Source organism: Peptostreptococcus porci (assembly GCF_009695815.1).
Lineage (GTDB): Bacteria > Bacillota > Clostridia > Peptostreptococcales > Peptostreptococcaceae > Peptostreptococcus > Peptostreptococcus porci.
Window position 1 is genome coordinate 192,448 of record NZ_VUNE01000004.1, and the last position, 19,060, is coordinate 211,507.

A 19,060-nucleotide genomic window follows, 5' to 3' on the forward strand; every position below is an offset into this window, starting at 1 on the left:
TTTTTAAAATCTATATTTTACACTATATCATCCTTTTGATGATATTAGTTTACTATTATTTTGATTATCCTAAATTTGTATTAAAGTGGTTTTTTAGATAATTTCCCAGCTTTTCTAGGATATTTACCTGGAGTTTCTTTTATTTTTTTAAACACCAATATCCTGTGTTTAAGTTCTTCATCAGGCAGACTTACCTCAATATTTTCAACTAATTTTACATCGAGTACATCCATTGCATTTTTCGCTTCTTCGACCTCATTTTCAGCATTTGGTCCTTTTAAACAAATAAAGAAGCCTCCAACCTTCACGAATGGAATGCATAGCTCCAAAAGAACGGGTAAATTTGCAACAGCTCTTGCAGTTGCGATATCAAATTTTTCTCTAAAATCTTCATTTTGACCAAAATCCTCTGCTCTTCCATGAACAAATTCGACATCATCAAAGCCTATATTTGTACAAACTTCCTTCAAGAAATTAATTCTCTTATTTAAAGAATCTAGAAGTGTAAGCTTTATTGTTGGATTGCAAATTTTGTATGGTATTCCAGGAAACCCCGCACCAGTACCAACGTCTATCACAGATAATCCATCCATAATATATCCATCTTTAAAAATTGCTACCGAATCCAAAAAATGCTTTATATAAACCTCTCTCTGTTCAGTAATTCCCGTCAAATTCATATTTTTATTGTATTCAACCAATATTTCTCTATACTTCTCAAATTTTTCCAGCATAGTATCATTTACATCAATATTGAAATTTTTTAAACCATTTTCCAACAGCTCTATATTTTCTCTGCTCACTTACGCCTCCACTTTTCTTCTCTTTTGCTCTAAATATATTAAAAGAACTGATATATCAGATGGAGAAACACCAGATATTCTCGAAGCCTGTCCTATCGAAGTTGGCTTAATCAGATCTAATTTCTGTCTAGCTTCAAGTCTTAGCCCATCTATCAAGCTATAATCTATATCCTCAGAAAGCTTTTTATTCTCTAGCTTTCTAAATTGTTCAATTTGCTTCATTTGCTTTTCAATATAGCCTTCATATTTTATCATTATTACAGCTTGCTCCTTAACATCCTCTGGCAGCTCCAATTCACTTGATTTTCCAGTAATATCTAAAAATGAATAGTCTATTTCTGGTCTCTTTAAAAATTCATAAAGTGACAATCCATTATTTAGACCTACAATTCCCCTCTCAGCCAATAATTCATTAGCCTCATTTGGTGTTATTCTATTCTTTTTTAGCCTTTCTATCTCGGATTCAATCTGTTCTTTCTTCTCAATATATCTATCATATCTTTCTTGTGTAACAAGCCCTATATCATATCCTTTTTGAGTCAATCTCATATCGGCATTATCCTGACGCAAATACAGTCTATATTCAGCTCTAGATGTCATCATTCTGTATGGCTCATTCGTTCCCTTTGTAACCAAATCATCTATCAAAACACCTATATATCCCTCAGATCTGTCTATGATAAAAGGCTCTTTCCCTTGAATTTTTAAGACTGCATTTATTCCTGCAATCAATCCTTGAGCAGCTGCCTCTTCATATCCCGATGTTCCATTGAATTGTCCAGCAGAAAATAAATTTTCAACTCCCTTTATCTCCAAATTCTGCTTTAATTGAGTCGGATCAATACAATCGTACTCTATTGCATAAGCCGGCCTCATAATTTGAGCATTTTCCAAGCCCTTTATCGTTCTATACATTCTGACCTGCATATCCAGTGGGAAACTCGTTGATACACCTTGAATATACATTTCCTTTGTATCCAATCCCTCTGGCTCTATAAATAGCTGATGCGTTTCCTTATCAGCAAACTTCACAATCTTGTCCTCAATTGATGGACAGTATCTAGGACCTGTTCCCTCTATATTTCCACTGTACATAGCACTTCTAGTAATATTTTCTTGAATCAAGTTCTTCGTTTCAGGAGTGGTTCTTGTTAGATGACACAAAACCTGATCTCTCTGAATATCATCACTCATAAATGAGAACGGAGTAATCTTGCTATCTCCCTCTTGAATTTCCATAACTGAAAAATCTATACTATCTCTATGAATTCTCGCTGGAGTACCTGTTTTGAATCTTCTCATAGAAAGCCCAAGCTCCACCAAGCTCTTTGTCAAACTTTTTGCATATGCCAGTCCATTTGGACCCTCTTTAAATTTATCATGACCAATAAAAACAGTTGATTCAAGGTAAACACCTGTAGCTAAAATTACAGACTTGGATCTATAATTACATCCCAATCTAGTACCTACACCTGTAACAACCCTTCCCTCATGAAGAATTTCTTCCACTTCATCCATCACAACATCCAGATTATCCTGATTTTCTATTGTTTCTTTCATAACTCTATGATACAAATTTTTGTCAGTTTGTGCTCTCAAGGAATGTACTGCCGGACCTTTTGCCGTATTAAGCATCTTACTCTGAATATATGTTCTATCGATATTTATACCCATTTCACCACCCAATGCGTCAACCTCTCTCACCAGCTGACCTTTTCCAGTTCCTCCAATTGAAGGATTACAAGCCAATGCTGCAATCGCATCTAGAGAAAGTGTAATCATCAGAGTTTTCATTCCTAGCCTTGCAGAAGCCAACGCCGCTTCACATCCAGCATGTCCGGCACCAACTACAATAATATCATAATTTCCCGCTTCAAATCTTTCCATATATTTCCTTTCTTTAATTTATCTTTACTTTTCAAATACAGTCTACTTTCCAATGCAAAAATTGCTAAATATCGTATCTAACAAGTCCTCTGATACTGTATCTCCATTGATATATCCAAGACTATCCCAAGCATCTTTTAAATCAACTTCTATAAAATCATAAGGAAGTGTATCCTTCAATCCGTTTACGGCATCCTCAATGGAATTCATAGCCTTATATATAGCATCCTTATGTCTAGAATTTGTAATTACTACATCAGATGAACTTTGTACTTCACCACTAAATACCATCTTTTCTATTTTTTGATGAATCGAATTTAACCCCTCATGCTTTAATGCAGATATGCTAATAATATTTTCATTATCAACATATTTTTCAATCTCTTTTAAGTCTATTTTTGACTCCAAATCAATCTTATTAAGCAGCACGATAGTTTTATTAGGATCAATATTTTTCAATATATCCAAATCGTCAGCTTCCAATTCTCTAGATATATCTATTACCAATAAATTTAAATCAGATGATTTAAGATGAGAAATAGATTTTTCAACACCTATTTTCTCTACTATATCTTCGGTTTCCCTTATTCCTGCTGTATCGACAATTTTCAATGGAATACCATTTATATTTACAAACTCCTCGATTACATCTCTAGTTGTTCCTGGAATATCCGTCACAATGGCTCTATTTTCGCCTAAAATTGCATTCATTAGTGATGATTTTCCAACATTCGGCTTACCCAAAATAGCTGTTTTAAGCCCCTCTCTAAAAATCTTTCCCGTATCTGAGGTATTATACAGAAATCTAATCTCATCTCTTATAGACTCGGTTTTTTCAGTTAATTCTTTGTATGTGATAAACTCTATATCCTCCTCAGGATAATCTATCGCAACCTCTACCTGAGCCAAAACCTCAGTTATCCTGTGTCTCAATTTCTTTATTTTATCAGAAAGCGATCCCTCCAGCTGACTTTGCGCAATTTCATGAGATTTGTCTGTTTTGGCATTGATAATATCTATAATTGCCTCTGCCTGTGATAAATCAATTCTACCATTCAAAAATGCTCTCTTTGTGAACTCCCCTCTGTCTGCCAATCTCGCTCCATTTTTCAAAGTCAGCTCTAGTATTTTTTTTACGGAAATAAACCCACCATGACAGTTTATTTCTATCACATCTTCAGCTGTATATGAATTAGGACCTTTCATATATGCCAGCAAAACTTCATCCACAATTTCTTCGCCATCCACTATATTACCATATATCAATGTTCTGGCATTATATTCATCAATACCATTTTTATAAAAAGGTTTAAATATTGCTTTTGCAATATCTACAGCCTTACTTCCACTTATTCTAATTATGCCTATACCACCCTCACCAGGAGCTGTAGCAATGGCAGAAATAGTATCATCAATAAACACTCTATACCTCGCTCTCTATTTCAATATTCCTTGACAATTTCACCATTTATCTAACATAACATACTATAATACATATTTGTACATGTATGCTCATATGTATTCATATAAATCTATTATAATCAACAATAAACTTTATATCATTTTTGTACTCTGAATTCAAATTTTCAGACCTATCCAATATATAAAATTATATCACATTGTTGCAAGTCATAACTAAATTTTTTACTATTGCTACATATATATGAAAAATATCGTACTTCTAACTATAAATTTGAATGAAAATATACTATAATAATGTTATTGATAAAAATTTTAACATAATATGCTTAATATAGTTTATATCTATATAAGATATTGGAGGAGGAAACCATGATAAAATCAGTAACTATTAATCTTGAAGTAATTGAATCAATGCTATACTACTGGAGTACTGTAGTCGACAGAGAAAAGGTCAATGAAAGCTTTTTCGTTGATGTAGCCAATATGGAAGCGATGAAACTAGTACAAAGTCCTGAATTCACAGAGGAATCAATCAGAAAAGTATTAAGCTCTATTCAAAACAGAGAATTACTTTCAGCTGCAACAAAACCAGAAAAGAGATTCTGGAGTAAAAATATGTGGATTGCGGAAGACGTTTCACTTGCTACAAAAATGGCACAGCCAGTGAAGGTTTTAAATGTAGACGACCTTGTTGAAAAGCTAAACGAAAAATATCCAAATTCAAATTTGGAAAAAATAACAGTTCATATAGCACCACTTCATCTAGATCCATACTATATATTTGGAGATGCCCTAGTAATAAACTTCTTCACAATATACTTTGATGAAAACGACAATGCAGTGGTAGACGGAAAACCATTGAAGGATTATGTATTTGAAAGACTGTGTGAATTAGTTGAAAAAAATTAATACTCGTTGTATTATCTTAGTATGAAGCTTAATAAGTCACAATAATCAGCAACTATTGATGGGAGGTAATGTATATGAATAGAAATGTTTTCTTTTTTGATATTGACGATACTCTATATGATTTGGAATATCCATTTAGACTTGCATTTAAAAAAATGTATAATTACCTCCCTAAAAATATTCACCAAATATTTTTGGATTTTAGAAGATACAACAATGAAATTTATGATAAAGCATTAAATGGCGAAATTTCTATGGAGTATCTATGCATTTATAGAACAAAAAATTCATTTATTGATAACGGAATATCTATAGACGACAAAGAGGCAATGCAATTCCATCTGGTTTATTTGGATCAAAAAAAACATATCAAACTTGAGGATCACGTCCGAATGTCACTTGATTATATCATTTCAAAAAGCTCAGAAATAGGAATTATATCAAATGGACCTCACAAAGAACAGTATAATAAGATAAAATATTTAGATATGTACAAATATGTAGATAAAAATAATATTTTTGTTTCTGAGGATGTTGGTTTCCATAAACCAGATTCCAGAATATTTTGCTATGCAAAAAAACATATTGAAGATAACCTGATTTTAAATAACAAACTTCAACCATATGACATACCTAATTTGAAATATTACTATATTGGTGATTCATTTGAAAATGATGTGATTGGTGCAAAAATTTCAAACTTTGGCTCTATATGGATAAATCATAGGGGATATGATATAAATTGTGAGAAATACAAGGCAGACTTTGAAGTAAAGACCTTTGAAGAGTTTTATTTACTTATTAAAAGCATTATTTAGTATTAATTTACATTTATATAATAAAAAGGAGAATATGGAATTTCTCCATTTTCTCCCTTTATTATCTGTTTGTATGTCTTTATTATGGTTTTTATTTTATTATAGAGATAATGAAAAGCTGTATTAATACAATATAGGATAACAGCCCAAACAAGGATACATTTTCATTTTTGTAGTCATGAACTAATAACGAAATTACAATAACATTAGCACATAATACTCTTAAAATTTCATTGCTTTTAAATGCATACATAAGTATCAACATCAAAACTGATAATGAATATACGCCTATTCTACTAATTTGAACATTACTATATCTTGTTCTTAGATTATTCATCCTCATACCTCCATGTTCCTAAAATATAATAAATCCTATCAATAATCCATTCGTAATTAAAACAATATTTGTGATATATATCACGAAAAACTATCTGTATTGTTAAAATTATTTTTTGGAATAATCTGAAAGATACGTATAAAAATATAAAACAATTATTAAATTGTCGATTTAACATGATTTTAACATAAAATTTAACCAAAGTAAATATAAAAAGCATTTTTTTAATATTCATTTGGGTTTTTTGTTGTTTTTCTGTTGTTTTTTATGTAACTATATGCAATCACAAGATTACATAACTTCATAGCGGGAATATTTTGCAATAATTAGTTGACACTTAAAATTATTTGTGATAATATCCATGTAAAATAGTGCCATATATATTTAATATAATAAAAAAATAGACCAGCTATCAAATGTCAATACAAAATAAAAAATAAATTTAACTCTGACATTATTGCATAGCAAATAAGCCTAATGAATAGGCTTAAAAAATTAATAATACTGACAACTAAATATTTGGAGTATACGGTTTTTGATCTCTTAAGACAGCAAATATAATATTGGTCAATTTCCTTGCAACTGCCCCTATAGCTGTACCATGAGCTTTACCTCGTGCTCTCAATCCTTGATAGTATATGGATAAGGCAGGGTCCTTAAAGGCTGCTACAGTGGCGGCAAGCCAAATAGAACGTCTTAAGTAAGGAGAACCTCGCTTGGAAAGTTTTGTATTTGTGGCTGAAAAATCGCCAGATTGTTTTATGCGTGTGTCTAAACCGGCATAGGCAACAAGTTGGTTTGCTCTTTCAAATCTAGAAATATTGCCTATCTCGGATACTATGGACGCACCTAAAACACTACCAATACCCGTTATTGTAGTAATGACTGGACATATATCCTCAAGCAAGCAACTAATCTCAATTTCAATTTCTTTAAGTTGTTCTTCTAGGAATGAAATTTGGCTAATTATTTGCTTGATTTGGAAAGAAAAAGATCTTTTTGCGAACTTAATTCCAAAAGATTCCCTGGCACAGGATTGGATTTCTTCGGCTTTATTCATGCCAAGACGACCCTTGCTACACTTACAAAGTAAATTGCCTAGCTCTTCAGCAGGAATCGACAGCATGTCTTCTTGTAAAGGATATTTTGACAACAGTTCCTTTGAGGCAACACCATATATATTCGAAAAAAGACTTGAGTACTCAGGGAAAACTTGGTCAAGTATAGCTACAAGCTTTCTTTTCCAATCTGAGCATTCATCAATTAAGGCAAACCTATATCTAGTTAAATTTCTAAGGGCAAATGTATTCTCATCGGAAAAATTAGATATAGAGAACTCTCCAAAACGCATTATTTGAGCAATTATAAATGAATCAACTGAATCATTCTTAGTTTGTCTAACGTACACTTTCCTAAAAGCATCAGACTGAATTGGATTTATAACATAGCACGTAAATCCTAGATCAATGATGTAAGAGAACAAACTGATCCAATAATGACCAGTTGCTTCCATTCCAATAATGCAATTATTAGTTGTTACACCAAATTCAGCAATAAAATTATTGAACTTTTCTATCCCTTTTGTAGAATTAGGAAAGGAAATACTTTTGGATAAGCTCTTTCCAGAAGAATCAATTATTGAAGCTTCGTGGTTTTTCTTAGCAATATCAATACCTATGTAAAACATAAAATCACCTAGCTTTCATATATTTTAGATAGAGAAAGAACCCTCTAAAACTTTACGACAATGCAACCTCGTTAGATATACAGCAACTTGGTGCTATCCAGCTAATACGCATAAAGACGTAAAGAAGAGGCGTAAGCCTATTTTAGGAAGATATGACTTCAAGGAGGTAGCTACGACCTCTATCTATACTAATATTATCCCACAAAGAAGAGGGGATAGAAAAGAAAAAAAGTAGTTTTAACTACAAGTATATTATACGAGGAGGTAGTTATGAGAAAAATATGTTTTTCGTTAATATTTATTTTATCTATTATTTTCCTTACAACCACATCTCAAGCAAGAGATATTGATATGGAAAATGTCATTGTAGTATCAAAACAAAGTCCATCAGATATTTTACCAGCAGTTACTTTGTCTAACTACATTGGTACAGATTTTATGCTTTTAGATAAAGAGCAAATTTCTAATATAAAGTTTGATAAGAATAAAAACTATATTCTTGTTGGTGGAAAATGTTCGCTTAACGATAATTTATTCAAGGATTTAAATTATATTAGAATTAGTGGAGAAAACCGATATGAAACATCAATTTCTGTATTGGAATATGCCAACAAGCATAAAAAAGTTGATAAGGTTAACTTAGTTTCTGGAAATTCTTATGCTGATAGTTCAATTGTAGCTTCTTCAAAAAATATATCTATTTTGGTTTCAGATAATATTGAAACAAACACTAGAATAAAAAATATTTTGGATTCAATGGGAATTTTAGACAGAGTTGTGGTTGGTGGTAATTTAAAAATCGGTGACGATATAGTTAGTTTTTTTAATTCAAAACGTATTTCCGGAAAAGACAGATATAATACATCAAGAGTTTTTTCAGGAATTAATAATAACGGATATATTTATTCTGAATCTGGTTCATACTTTAATAATATAATGGATGCCAGACAATCTTTAATAGAAAGCAAAGGGTTTATTTTGAAAAATTCAACAAAAACCAAGATTATTTTTACCCTATCTCAAGTAAATTCGAGGCAAGAATTAAGCGAGTTTTTAATAGAAAATGACAAAAAGCTATTGAAACTATACAATGATATTAACAAGGGTATAGCAGAAAATAATAAGAGTAAAATTATCGCAACTAGTCCAACTAATACGGCATATGCGATAAAAATTATATACAATAAAGATATCCTGTATATAACAGATAAAAATTTAAATGACAATCATGAATCTATGCACATTGCAATTTCTAAAAACTCGTCACACTTAAAAGAATATATTGTCAAAGACAATAATTTAATTAAACAACTGGTTGATTCTATAAATCACTCTATTTATAGTGAATACTCACTATAACATATAATTATTATAAATAACGTATTTAAAAGGTCATTCAATGAAAAACTAAATTATCATCGAATGACCTTTATTACATTCCTATTTACTGAACTTGTTTCATCAATTTATGCGTTACGACTCGATTAAATGCTCACTATTTCATTATCTATTAATCTTGTATTTCCAATATACACAGCAATAGCTATTAGAGTATTTTTACTTACTTCTTCAACTCTATCAAAAGTATCAAAATCCAATATCTCAACGTAGTCTATCCTCGCTGTTTCCTCAGCTTCAATTGTTTCACAAATTATATCTCTAATGGCTTTACTTTTCCTTTCTCCCTCTTTTACTATATCTATGCCCTTCAGTATACTTTTTCTCAACACTGTAGCTGATTTTCTTTCCTTTTCACTAAGATATGAATTCCTTGAGCTTTTTGCAAGTCCGTCTTCTTCTCTAATTATAGGGCATCCAATTATATTAATACCAAAATTAAAATCCTTTACCATTCTCTTTACTATTGCCAATTGCTGTATATCTTTCTTTCCAAAATATGCATTATCTGGAGCTACAATATTGAATAATTTTGTCAATATTGTGCATACACCTCTAAAGTGTCCTGGTCTAGTCACACCACAGAGAATATTTGTCATTCTTTCACTTGGTACGACAAATGTTGAATATCCTTCTGGATACATTTCTTTTGCATCTGGGTGAAAAACATAATCCACTCCTAGCTTGCGACAAATCTCTGAATCTCTCTGCAAATCTCGTGGATAATTATCATAGTCTTCATCTGGACCAAATTGACTTGGATTAACAAAGACACTCACTACTACTATATCATTGTTATCTCTTGCATTTTTTATCAGGCTTTCATGCCCCTCATGCAAAAAACCCATCGTTGGAACCATTCCTATTTTTTTATTTTGACTTTTATGAGAAAAACAAATGCTTTTCATTTCATCTATAGTTCTGATAATCTTCATTTTATTTTTTCTCCGTTTCTACTAATACAGTTTTTTTATTATTTCGTCATCTATTTTGAAGGTATGTTGTTCCTCAGGAAAGCTACAATCCTTCACAGCATCAATGTATGATTTTATTCCTTTTCTCATTTCATCTCCAGCATTTGCAAACCTCTTTACAAATTTAGGTGTAAAATCGCTATATAGACCTAACATATCTTGATAAACCAAAACCTGACCATCGCAATCCAAACCGGCTCCTATACCTATTGTCGGAATGTCTAACAACTCAGTAATCCTCTTTGCCAATTTGTCAGGAACACATTCTAACACAATTGCAAAAGCACCTGCCTCTTGTATTGCCAAAGCATCCTCTATAATTTTCTTGGCTGACTCTTCATCCTTTCCTTGAACCTTAAATCCACCTAATGCGTTTAAGGACTGTGGAGTTAAGCCCAAATGACCACAGACTGGTATTTTGGCATCTACAATTGCCTTTATCACATCACAAACCTCTCTACCACCTTCTAGCTTTACACAGTTCGCTCTTCCCTCACTCATAAATCTACCGGCATTAATAACGGCATCTCTTATTCCAGTATTGTAAGACATAAACGGCATATCGCCAATAACCAATGCATTTTTTGCACCTCTTGCAACTGCTTTTGTATGGTGAATCATATCATCCATAGTTACGCTTAATGTATCCTCATACCCCAACATAACCATTCCTAATGAATCTCCAACAAGTATTGAGTTTATCCCACATTCATCTACAATCTTGGCTGTAGTATAATCATATGCAGTCAGCATAGTAAGCTTTTCTCCATTTTTTTTTGCATCCTTAAAAGTTAGTACTGTATTTTTCATATCCATTCTTTTCTAATTAATAAATCAGATTTTCCTTTCATTTCATTAATAATTTAATAATATTTGTATAATCTCTATCTTCGTGCTTGTTTTTTGCAATTTCTACTAATTCCAGACTTAACAGCCTATAAATATCAGTTATGTCTTTATGCTTGATATCACCATCGTCTATAGCCATTAGGTGATTTTCAATTGTAGTAAAATCATTTCTTTCTACTGGTCCGGTCAATGCTTTTATCGGCCCATTTTTTACAAAATTTTCGACATTCAACCCTGCCAGATTAGCCAATACATCAAAGGATTCACTTTCGTCAAAGCCACATTCCTCCAGCAATTTCAATGAAATGTTTCCCAATGCCAAAAATAAATTACTGACAAAAACAGATGACAAATGATATTTTATCTTATCATCTGGTCGAATAATTTTATATCTGTTGCCTTTTTTTACTAGTATATTTTTAAATATATCGATAAATTCTCTATCTCCCTCTAGTGAGAAAAAAGCTTTTTCCAAATCCCTGTATGAGCTATTAATGTCATTAATAGCCAAAGCTGGATGAACAGAGCCTTTATATATTTTTTCTGATGGTGCATCGGTAAATATTTTAGATGATAGTGAACCACTACAATGACATATTACTTTGTTTTCAAGATTATAGCTTTTTAGTTGTCGCCAAACGTTTTTAATTTCTCCATCCGGCGTCGCAATTATCAAAAAATTACTATCCTTTACAATAGATTCCAAATTATTATAACTTATTGAGTTGGTAAATCTCGAAGCGAAATCAGCACTTTTAGTTGTCTTGCTGTAGTATCCATTTAAGCTAAAGCCGACCAAAGAACTATCAAACAGGTATTTCCCTAGTGAAACACCGACCTTTCCAGCTCCAATTATACCTATTTTTACCATAGTTATCACCTCCTAATTGAGTGTAATACTATTATCACAAAAACAAAATAAAATAAATGTGTAGTTTCTTAATGTCGAATACCACCATAATTTCAATTTAACATAATTTTGTATAATTTTCAATAATAAATTGACGCAAAAAAAGAGCCTGTTCAAAGCTCTTTCATATTTTTATATTTTTACACTTCTGCATTTTTTATAGCTTAAAAATCATTATTGCTACTTTAAGCTTTCTCTGTATCCTATCATTACGGTTCTGAAAAGATCTTGTATGCTAGGTGGAGTATAGGTTATAGCATTTGCACCTGCTTTTATAGTTTCAACTATTGTATCTGGATCTCCACCACCAGTGGCGATAATAGGTATTTCATCGTCAATTTCTCTAATCTTTCTAATTATTGCCGGCGTATCCTTTCCGCCAGCGACATTCAAAATTGCTGCACCAGCATTAATCCTTGCGTTTATATCTGTATCTTCACTGATAACAGTAACGATTGTTGGAATATCGATTGCCTCAGAAACAACCTTTAAATTTAAGTTTGAAATAGGAGCATTTAATACGACTCCCCATGCACCTTGGCATTCTACATCCTTTGCCAAAGAAATGGTTCTAAGCCCCTTCGTTGTACCTCCACCAACTCCACAAAATACCGGCATTGATGAGTGCTTAATTATGGCATCACTAATAGATTGCTGTGGCGTAAATGGATAAACTGCAAAAACAGCATCTGCATCACAATTTTTGATAATTGCCAAATCAGTTGTAAAAACCAAGCTTTTGATTCTTTTGCCATGAACAACTATCCCACTAGCCATCTGAACTTCTTTTGGTACTCTTAAAATATTATATCTCAGTTTACCATTTATTTCTCTAACTTCCTTAATACTTCCTGCATTCATAATAATCAATCTCCCTAATTTAAAATAAAAATAAATAATCTCTTTTATAACTTTAAATTTTAATAATTATCTATACTTTCTTACGCTTTAACTATTTTTTTTAAGTTAATATATATAATATAAAAAAAATCCTAACATTTCAATAGTAATGTTTAGGATTTTTTTATAAATTAATATTTTTTTATCTCTTATATTCTATTACAACTCTTCTATATGGATCTGTACCCTCACTGTAAGTTATTACAAATCTATCATTCTGTAAAGCAGAATGAACAATTCTTCTTTCGTAAGGATTCATATAATCAAGCTTCTTAGTTCTCTTTGTTCTAGCAACTTCTCTAGCTGCCTTATAGCAATATCTCTTTAGAGATTCTTCTCTTTTGCTCCTATAGTTTTCAATATCGACAAAAACTCTAGTGTGAGAATTTTTATTTACCTTGCTCAAAGCAAGACCTGTTAAAAACTGAATTGCATCTAGTGTATCTCCTCTTCTACCGATAAGACAGCTAGCTTCGTCGCCAGTTATCTTGACCTTTAGAAGATCTTTCTCAACACTGACATTCACATCAGCATTTACATCGGCATTTTTTAACAATTCTTCTATGAAGCCTCTCGCTGTTTCTATTTCATCTTCTACTGTTATGTTTACCTTGCTCTCTGTAGAAACTTCATTAGATACTTCTATTTTTTTATCATTTATTTCTTCATCATTTTCAACTTTATCTTCTTTTACACTATCTTCAATACATTCGAATATATCTACTTCTTCCAACAAATTGTAAAATAGCTCAAATACTCCGTCCTTTGCACCTATTCCTAAAAAACCTTTGCTAGGTTTTTCTTTAACTGTTATCTGAATACTTGCTTTATCTGCCTTTGTAGATTTAAGTAGTTGTTCAACAGCTTCATCTGAACTTCTCGCATATAAAACTTTTGATTCCACTATACAACCTCCTACTTTACTATTTCTTTACTTTTGTATACTTTCCAGAAGACTTTGATTTTTCTTCTTCCAGCTTCGCCTTTAAAGGTTTTGTGATTACATAATACTGTAAAACAGCGAATACATTGCTCACTGTCCAATAAAGAGTAAGGGCTGCTGGGAAAGTGAATCCCCAAATTAATGAAAGTGCCGGCATCATATATGTCAAGCTCTTCATAGCACCCTGCATCTGATCTTTTGGAGTCATGCTTATCTGCATAAAATAAGCACTTATACCTGATAAAACTGCCAACACATAGTCAGGCTTTATCAGTGATTTAATCCATAAGAAATTTCCATTTGCTGATAAAAATGTAGCATTATCTACAAACACACCATACTTCATCGGATCTCTAAACACATAGAAAAGAGCGAATAATATAGGCATCTGTATCAACATCGGTAGACACCCTGCCAAAGGGTTAAACCCTGATTCTTTATACAATTTAGTAATTTCTTCATTCTGTTTTTCAGGCTTATTCTTGTACTTTTCCTGAATTTCTTTAATTTTTGGATTGATTTCAGACATTGCAAAGGTAGACTTAGTCTGCTTTACAGTCAAAGGAGTCAGCAATGCCTTTACGATAATAGTAAACACAATTATAGCCAAACCATAGTTTCCTATTAAACCGTAAATATTTTTTAAAACCATTCCAAAGAATTCTGCAATAAAACTCATTAATACCTCCTAAATACATATTCCAACTTTTGGAACAAACTTTCTACTTCAAAGGGTCGTAACCACCTGGGTGAAAAGGGTGACACTTAGAAATTCTCTTTATAGTCAACCACAGTCCCTTTAGAAAGCCATACTTCTTGAATGCTTGGATAGAATATTGAGAACAAGTGGGGTAAAATCTACAGCTTGGACCTTTTAATGGAGAAATAAATTTCTGATAATATTCTATTAGAAATATACAAACTCTCACAGAAAAATCACTTATTTTTTTTATTACTTTCATTTGTACCACCATCTTTTTTTATAACATTCGCTTTTTTTGTTATATACTTTATTGACTTTTCAATAGCTTTATAATCTGAATTTGAGCTGTTTACTCTGGCAATAAAAACAATATCATATCCTCGTTTGATTTTTGAATCTATCTTCAAACGATATGATTCCTTTATGTACCTTCTTATTCTATTTCTAACGTTGGCTTTTCCAACTTTTTTTGAAATAGATATACCTATTCTAGATTTTCCCACATTGTTATTCATATAATATATTACCAAATTTCTATCCGCAAAAGACTTACCCTTTTGGTAAATCCTTCTAAAATCGGAATCTTTTTTAATTCCATCGGTGTTATTAAATTTCATCAATAACCTCCATTTCTTAATGATCATTATAAAAAAAACCACTTAAAAAAGTGGCATTTTATTATCATTAATTTAGAACAAAACTGACTAGTGAGTTAATCTGTTTCTTCCCTTAGCTCTTCTTCTCTTTAAAACATTTCTCCCGTTAGAAGTTTTCATTCTTTTTCTGAAGCCATGTTCTCTTTTTCTTTGTCTTTTCTTTGGCTGATAAGTTCTCTTCATACTTGAACACTCCTTTCCATAAACGTAATTGTAAACATAACAATATAATTATAATTATTTTTATAGTAAAAGTCAATTGTTTTTTGTATATAAACTACATGAAAACTGCATATTTTTAATAAAATATCCATTCCAAATACATAAAAAAAAATTTAAAAAAAGTTATCAACAATATACGGAAATAAAAATAGAATATTTATCCACAGTAACACAATATGTTGATAATATAAAAATATATCACAAAGTTATCCACAAAATGTGAATAACTTTGTGGACAAAAAAGTTTTTTATAGTTGTATAATATATCTATAAAGTTAATACTATAGCAATTATAACGGATATTAAAAGTTGTTTTTTTGTGGTCAAATTACTGGTGACTTATATACAATTTTATAAACATTTTTTACACACTAGTAAAAATAATACTTATTAGTGGATTTTTTAATCCAGTTTTATTAACACAAATCAACAATATTATAAACAATTAATAAACAGATAAATCGGAGGATACGGAATGGATGCTAACAAACTTTGGATCTCAGTAAAAAATAAGCTAAAAGGAGAGTTTACAAGTGTTCACTATGATATATATATTGAACCATGTATTCCTATTGCAATAAACAATAATATTTTTTATATAAAGGGTCAAGACAAAAGAACAAAAGAATTTTATGAAAAAGAAGAAAGTAAAAAAATCATTTTAGATATTTTTAGCGAGTTAGCAGCTAATATCAGTGATATAATAGTTATTATTGACGAGAAAGATGAACTAGAAATTATCAATAGTATAAATGGTAAAAATTCTTTGCAAAAACAATCATATAATTCAAGTGGTGATAACTATGATCCAATAAAATTCGTAAATAGCGTTGAAAAAGCTAATCTAAATCCAAAATACACTTTTGAGACATTTGTAGCTGGTCCAAGCAACAATATTGCAATGGCTGCTTGTCAAAGAGTTGCTAATTACGACAATATTTCAAATGATAACCCCCTTTTTCTATATGGTGGGGTTGGTCTTGGAAAAACGCATTTGATGCATGCAATAGGACATAGAATACTTGAAAGAGATCCGTCAAAGAAAGTTCTATATGTTTCATCAGAAACATATACCAATGAATTTATAACGTCATTGGGACAAAAAAACACAGGCAATTTCAGAGCGAAATACAGAAATGTTGACATATTAATGGTAGATGATATTCAATTTTTTGCAAAAACAGACTCAGTTCAGGAGGAATTATTCCATACCTTCAACGATCTTCATAATGCTGGAAAAAAAATAATTCTTTCTAGTGATAGAGTGCCTCAAGATATACCAAAGCTTGAAGAGAGATTAAAGAGTAGATTTGTTTGGGGAATCACAATTGACATACAGCCTCCAGACTATAGTACGAGAATGGCGGTGCTTCAAATGAAATCTGAATCAGAAAATATACAAATACCAAAAGAAGTATTTGAGTACATTGCTGACAATGTCAAATCAAATATCAGAGAGCTAGAAGGTGCCTTGAATAAGGTTATTTTGTATGCAGATTTATCTGGAAAAAAAGAAATAGATTTGCAGCTTGCAAAGGAAGCATTGAAGGACAGTCTGGTTTCTTATACTACAAACGAGGTCAATGTACTTAGAATAAAAGAAACTGTTGCAGATGCATTCAATGTTTCAGTTGAAGATATCGATTCAAAAAAAAGGGACAAGAAGTATGCTTTCCCAAGACAAATAGCAATGTATATAGCTAGAGAAATTATGGATATTTCACTCCCTTCTATAGGAGAAGAGTTTGGAAATCGAGACCATTCAACAGTAATTCACGCAATAAAGAAAATTAATGATGAAATAGAAAAAAGCGAAACTACAAAGATAAAAATAGAGAAAATAAAGTCGGATTTAATAGGGTAGTTACCAACATTTTTTATGTTAATAAGATATTGATTATTGTGGATAAAAAATAATGTAAATTTTATCCACATTTTGTACATATGATATCCATATGCTTATCAATATAAAATTAACAATTGAAGCACTGTTGATTTCAATGCTTTGATATGCTTATTAACACAATAAACAGACACTACTACTATTACTACTATATATATTATTTATTTATATATAATATATGAATAAATACTTATCAACAAAATAATGATAAACATTTAAGAGAAAGGTGGTTATACATGAATATTTTATGTAATCAAAAAAAATTATCACAAGCGATAACAAATGCTCAAAAAGCTATCAATAACAAAACTACAATAGAACTTTTAAGGGGAATACTTATAACAGCAAAGGAAGGTAAGCTTATAGTAACAGGCTATGATAGTGAATTGAGTATTGAAACTAATATAGATGCTCAAGTGAATAAGGAAGGAAGTGTCGTAGTCAATTCAAGGCTTATAGGTGAAATTGTAAGAAAGCTACCAGATACATTTATTTCATTGGAGACTGATGCAGATTGCAATGTTTATATAAATTGTATGAATTCAAGATTTAAAATAAAAGGTCTACCAGCAGAAGAATTTCCACAGATTGGTGACATAAATGTTGATAATGAAGTGAAGATAAATCAAATAGAGATGAGAAACATGATAAAGCAGACTGTTTTTGCAACGGCTATAGAGCCTATGAATCCTACTCTTGCAGGTGAATTATTTGAACTAAGAGATAATAATCTTAGTCTGGTTGCACTTGATGGGTATAGATTGGCTGTGAGAAAATCTGAAATAAAAGATGGTGTAGATACTGATATCAGTGCAATTATACCTGGTATTACACTAAATCATCTTAACAGCCTATTGACAGATGATGGAGAAATTTGTGTAGGGTTCGACAGCAAAAACATTATTTTCAAATTGAAGGATACAAAAATTATCGCAAGATTGATTGAGGGTAACTTCACAAAATATGATAGTTTGCTACCAAAGGACCATATGACGAAAATAAAGGTGGAAACTAGAAAGCTTCAGGAGTCAATTGAGAGAGCTTCATTGTTGTTTACGTCTCCGAAAAATAACCTGATAAAGATATCAATAATGAAGGACATGATAGCAATCACATCCAACAATGAAAATGGAAATGCCTATGAAGAGTTAGACGTTGAATTTGAAGGTAATGAGCTTGAAATAGCATTTAATTCAAGATATTTCCTTGATGGTATAAAAAATATAGATAGTGAATACATCAGCATAGAATTTGGAGGAGAAGTAAATCCAGCCGTAATTAAGCCTATAGATGGACCTGAATATATTTATTTGATTCTTCCAGTTAGATTCAGTTAGAAAAAGTGATTTTGGACTGTTGCACGATAAATATCTTGTGTAACAGTCCTTAATATTTTGTTCTATAGCCTATTTTTGAACATTATTGAAGTTTGTTATTACCAAGTGTTGGTTATTTATGATATAATAGAGTAGTCGAATTATGCAACTAACAAAAATTTGTATTAGATAGCGGGGGTACGAAATGAAAAATATTAAAATAAAGACTGATTTTATAAAGTTAGATCAATTTTTAAAGTTGGCTGATGTCGTAATGTCAGGTGGAGAAGCAAAAGTTTTAATACTTAGTGAAGATGTTATTGTAAATGGAGAAATATGTACCCAAAGAGGCAGGAAAATAAAAAAAGGCGACATTGTAAAAGTAAATGATATGAGTTTTTTAGTTGAGTAACTACAATACTA

The 19,060-nt window shown here is 31.2% G+C and carries 20 protein-coding genes; 6 read left to right on the top strand and 14 right to left on the bottom strand.

All coding sequences use genetic code 11. The annotated features are described in order from the left end of the window. Window positions 1-80 precede the first annotated feature (80 nt). Genes rsmG through mnmE form a run of 3 tightly spaced genes read right to left on the bottom strand, consistent with a single transcriptional unit; the run spans window position 81 to window position 4,112 of the window. Entirely contained in the window at window positions 81-803 is a 723-nt protein-coding gene (gene rsmG / locus FYJ71_RS08065; protein ID WP_320640535.1) for a 16S rRNA (guanine(527)-N(7))-methyltransferase RsmG, read from the bottom strand. After that, complete coding sequence (gene mnmG / locus FYJ71_RS08070) at window positions 804-2,690, bottom strand: tRNA uridine-5-carboxymethylaminomethyl(34) synthesis enzyme MnmG (RefSeq protein ID WP_154538393.1); 1,887 nt, start codon at window positions 2,688-2,690, stop codon at window positions 804-806. Between the two features lie 42 nt (window positions 2,691-2,732). Beyond that, window positions 2,733-4,112, bottom strand: a complete 1,380-nt coding sequence (gene mnmE, locus FYJ71_RS08075; protein WP_320797938.1) for a tRNA uridine-5-carboxymethylaminomethyl(34) synthesis GTPase MnmE — start codon at window positions 4,110-4,112, stop codon at window positions 2,733-2,735. A 369-nt stretch (window positions 4,113-4,481) separates the two neighbouring features. On the opposite strand from mnmE, the gene FYJ71_RS08080 reads away from it, so the two are divergent. Together FYJ71_RS08080 and FYJ71_RS08085 are read left to right on the top strand one after the other, a co-directional pair. Beyond that, complete coding sequence (locus FYJ71_RS08080; RefSeq protein ID WP_154538394.1) at window positions 4,482-5,021, top strand: TDE2712 family protein; 540 nt, start codon at window positions 4,482-4,484, stop codon at window positions 5,019-5,021. A 74-nt stretch (window positions 5,022-5,095) separates the two neighbouring features. After that, window positions 5,096-5,839 (top strand): HAD family hydrolase, encoded by a 744-nt coding sequence (locus FYJ71_RS08085; protein ID WP_195836920.1) that lies wholly within the window; start codon window positions 5,096-5,098, stop codon window positions 5,837-5,839. A gap of 91 nt (window positions 5,840-5,930) precedes the next feature. Here FYJ71_RS08085 and FYJ71_RS08090 read toward each other — a convergent pair whose 3' ends face one another. Both FYJ71_RS08090 and FYJ71_RS08095 read right to left on the bottom strand, forming a co-directional pair. Beyond that, window positions 5,931-6,176, bottom strand: a complete 246-nt coding sequence (locus FYJ71_RS08090; protein ID WP_154538396.1) for a hypothetical protein — start codon at window positions 6,174-6,176, stop codon at window positions 5,931-5,933. Window positions 6,177-6,687: 511 nt separating this feature from the next. Continuing rightward, on the bottom strand, window positions 6,688-7,863 hold the full coding sequence (locus tag FYJ71_RS08095; protein WP_154538397.1) for an IS110 family RNA-guided transposase: 1,176 nt from the start codon (window positions 7,861-7,863) through the stop codon (window positions 6,688-6,690). Window positions 7,864-8,133: 270 nt separating this feature from the next. On the opposite strand from FYJ71_RS08095, the gene FYJ71_RS08100 reads away from it, so the two are divergent. Further along, window positions 8,134-9,222 carry a cell wall-binding repeat-containing protein gene (locus tag FYJ71_RS08100; RefSeq protein WP_154538398.1) on the top strand — a complete coding sequence of 363 codons (1,089 nt, stop codon included), beginning with the start codon at window positions 8,134-8,136 and terminating at the stop codon, window positions 9,220-9,222. A 125-nt stretch (window positions 9,223-9,347) separates the two neighbouring features. On the opposite strand, the gene panC is transcribed toward FYJ71_RS08100, so the two are convergent. The 9 genes from panC to rpmH form a co-directional block, all read right to left on the bottom strand. Further along, window positions 9,348-10,196: a pantoate--beta-alanine ligase gene (gene panC / locus FYJ71_RS08105; RefSeq protein WP_154538399.1), complete on the bottom strand. Its 849-nt coding sequence runs from the start codon at window positions 10,194-10,196 to the stop codon at window positions 9,348-9,350. Window positions 10,197-10,217: 21 nt separating this feature from the next. Continuing rightward, window positions 10,218-11,045 (bottom strand): 3-methyl-2-oxobutanoate hydroxymethyltransferase, encoded by an 828-nt coding sequence (gene panB, locus FYJ71_RS08110; RefSeq protein WP_154538400.1) that lies wholly within the window; start codon window positions 11,043-11,045, stop codon window positions 10,218-10,220. A gap of 37 nt (window positions 11,046-11,082) precedes the next feature. Next, the gene (locus FYJ71_RS08115; protein WP_154538401.1) at window positions 11,083-11,955 is read right to left on the bottom strand and encodes a Rossmann-like and DUF2520 domain-containing protein; all 873 of its coding nucleotides are present in this window, start codon (window positions 11,953-11,955) and stop codon (window positions 11,083-11,085) included. 219 nt (window positions 11,956-12,174) lie between these two features. Beyond that, complete coding sequence (locus FYJ71_RS08120) at window positions 12,175-12,855, bottom strand: beta/alpha barrel domain-containing protein (protein WP_154538402.1); 681 nt, start codon at window positions 12,853-12,855, stop codon at window positions 12,175-12,177. Window positions 12,856-13,036: 181 nt separating this feature from the next. Then, window positions 13,037-13,798, bottom strand: a complete 762-nt coding sequence (gene jag / locus FYJ71_RS10015; protein ID WP_328597754.1) for an RNA-binding cell elongation regulator Jag/EloR — start codon at window positions 13,796-13,798, stop codon at window positions 13,037-13,039. A gap of 19 nt (window positions 13,799-13,817) precedes the next feature. Continuing rightward, window positions 13,818-14,516: a YidC/Oxa1 family membrane protein insertase gene (locus FYJ71_RS08130; protein WP_154538403.1), complete on the bottom strand. Its 699-nt coding sequence runs from the start codon at window positions 14,514-14,516 to the stop codon at window positions 13,818-13,820. A 43-nt stretch (window positions 14,517-14,559) separates the two neighbouring features. Continuing rightward, window positions 14,560-14,799: a membrane protein insertion efficiency factor YidD gene (gene yidD, locus FYJ71_RS08135; protein ID WP_235899108.1), complete on the bottom strand. Its 240-nt coding sequence runs from the start codon at window positions 14,797-14,799 to the stop codon at window positions 14,560-14,562. Continuing rightward, complete coding sequence (rnpA, locus tag FYJ71_RS08140; protein ID WP_154538405.1) at window positions 14,774-15,157, bottom strand: ribonuclease P protein component; 384 nt, start codon at window positions 15,155-15,157, stop codon at window positions 14,774-14,776. The genes yidD and rnpA overlap by 26 nt, the downstream gene beginning before the upstream one ends. Window positions 15,158-15,244: 87 nt before the next feature. Continuing rightward, window positions 15,245-15,379 carry a 50S ribosomal protein L34 gene (gene rpmH / locus FYJ71_RS08145; RefSeq protein ID WP_091994402.1) on the bottom strand — a complete coding sequence of 45 codons (135 nt, stop codon included), beginning with the start codon at window positions 15,377-15,379 and terminating at the stop codon, window positions 15,245-15,247. Between the two features lie 514 nt (window positions 15,380-15,893). On the opposite strand from rpmH, the gene dnaA reads away from it, so the two are divergent. From dnaA to FYJ71_RS08165, 3 genes are all read left to right on the top strand, one after another. After that, window positions 15,894-17,282 (top strand): chromosomal replication initiator protein DnaA, encoded by a 1,389-nt coding sequence (dnaA, locus tag FYJ71_RS08155; protein ID WP_154538406.1) that lies wholly within the window; start codon window positions 15,894-15,896, stop codon window positions 17,280-17,282. A 275-nt stretch (window positions 17,283-17,557) separates the two neighbouring features. Continuing rightward, complete coding sequence (gene dnaN, locus FYJ71_RS08160) at window positions 17,558-18,658, top strand: DNA polymerase III subunit beta (protein WP_154538407.1); 1,101 nt, start codon at window positions 17,558-17,560, stop codon at window positions 18,656-18,658. Between the two features lie 184 nt (window positions 18,659-18,842). Then, a complete protein-coding gene (locus tag FYJ71_RS08165) occupies window positions 18,843-19,049 on the top strand; it encodes an RNA-binding S4 domain-containing protein (protein ID WP_154538408.1) in 207 nt (68 codons plus the stop codon). Window positions 19,050-19,060: the final 11 nt, after the last annotated feature.

Excerpts from the sequence above, each read along its gene's own strand:
- FYJ71_RS08100 (WP_154538398.1), top strand. The coding sequence starts at position 8,134 with ATGAGAAAAATATGTTTTTCGTTAATATTTATTTTATCTATTATTTTC.
- FYJ71_RS08115 (WP_154538401.1), bottom strand. The coding sequence starts at position 11,955 with ATGGTAAAAATAGGTATAATTGGAGCTGGAAAGGTCGGTGTTTCACTA.
- dnaN (WP_154538407.1), top strand. The coding sequence starts at position 17,558 with ATGAATATTTTATGTAATCAAAAAAAATTATCACAAGCGATAACAAAT.
- FYJ71_RS08120 (WP_154538402.1), bottom strand. The coding sequence starts at position 12,855 with ATGAATGCAGGAAGTATTAAGGAAGTTAGAGAAATAAATGGTAAACTG.
- FYJ71_RS08165 (WP_154538408.1), top strand. The coding sequence starts at position 18,843 with ATGAAAAATATTAAAATAAAGACTGATTTTATAAAGTTAGATCAATTT.
- FYJ71_RS08130 (WP_154538403.1), bottom strand. The coding sequence starts at position 14,516 with ATGAGTTTTATTGCAGAATTCTTTGGAATGGTTTTAAAAAATATTTAC.
- dnaA (WP_154538406.1), top strand. The coding sequence starts at position 15,894 with ATGGATGCTAACAAACTTTGGATCTCAGTAAAAAATAAGCTAAAAGGA.
- rpmH (WP_091994402.1), bottom strand. The coding sequence starts at position 15,379 with ATGAAGAGAACTTATCAGCCAAAGAAAAGACAAAGAAAAAGAGAACAT.
- FYJ71_RS08095 (WP_154538397.1), bottom strand. The coding sequence starts at position 7,863 with ATGTTTTACATAGGTATTGATATTGCTAAGAAAAACCACGAAGCTTCA.
- yidD (WP_235899108.1), bottom strand. The coding sequence starts at position 14,799 with ATGAAAGTAATAAAAAAAATAAGTGATTTTTCTGTGAGAGTTTGTATA.
- FYJ71_RS08080 (WP_154538394.1), top strand. The coding sequence starts at position 4,482 with ATGATAAAATCAGTAACTATTAATCTTGAAGTAATTGAATCAATGCTA.
- rnpA (WP_154538405.1), bottom strand. The coding sequence starts at position 15,157 with ATGAAATTTAATAACACCGATGGAATTAAAAAAGATTCCGATTTTAGA.
- panC (WP_154538399.1), bottom strand. The coding sequence starts at position 10,196 with ATGAAGATTATCAGAACTATAGATGAAATGAAAAGCATTTGTTTTTCT.
- mnmG (WP_154538393.1), bottom strand. The coding sequence starts at position 2,690 with ATGGAAAGATTTGAAGCGGGAAATTATGATATTATTGTAGTTGGTGCC.
- panB (WP_154538400.1), bottom strand. The coding sequence starts at position 11,045 with ATGAAAAATACAGTACTAACTTTTAAGGATGCAAAAAAAAATGGAGAA.
- FYJ71_RS08090 (WP_154538396.1), bottom strand. The coding sequence starts at position 6,176 with ATGAATAATCTAAGAACAAGATATAGTAATGTTCAAATTAGTAGAATA.
- FYJ71_RS08085 (WP_195836920.1), top strand. The coding sequence starts at position 5,096 with ATGAATAGAAATGTTTTCTTTTTTGATATTGACGATACTCTATATGAT.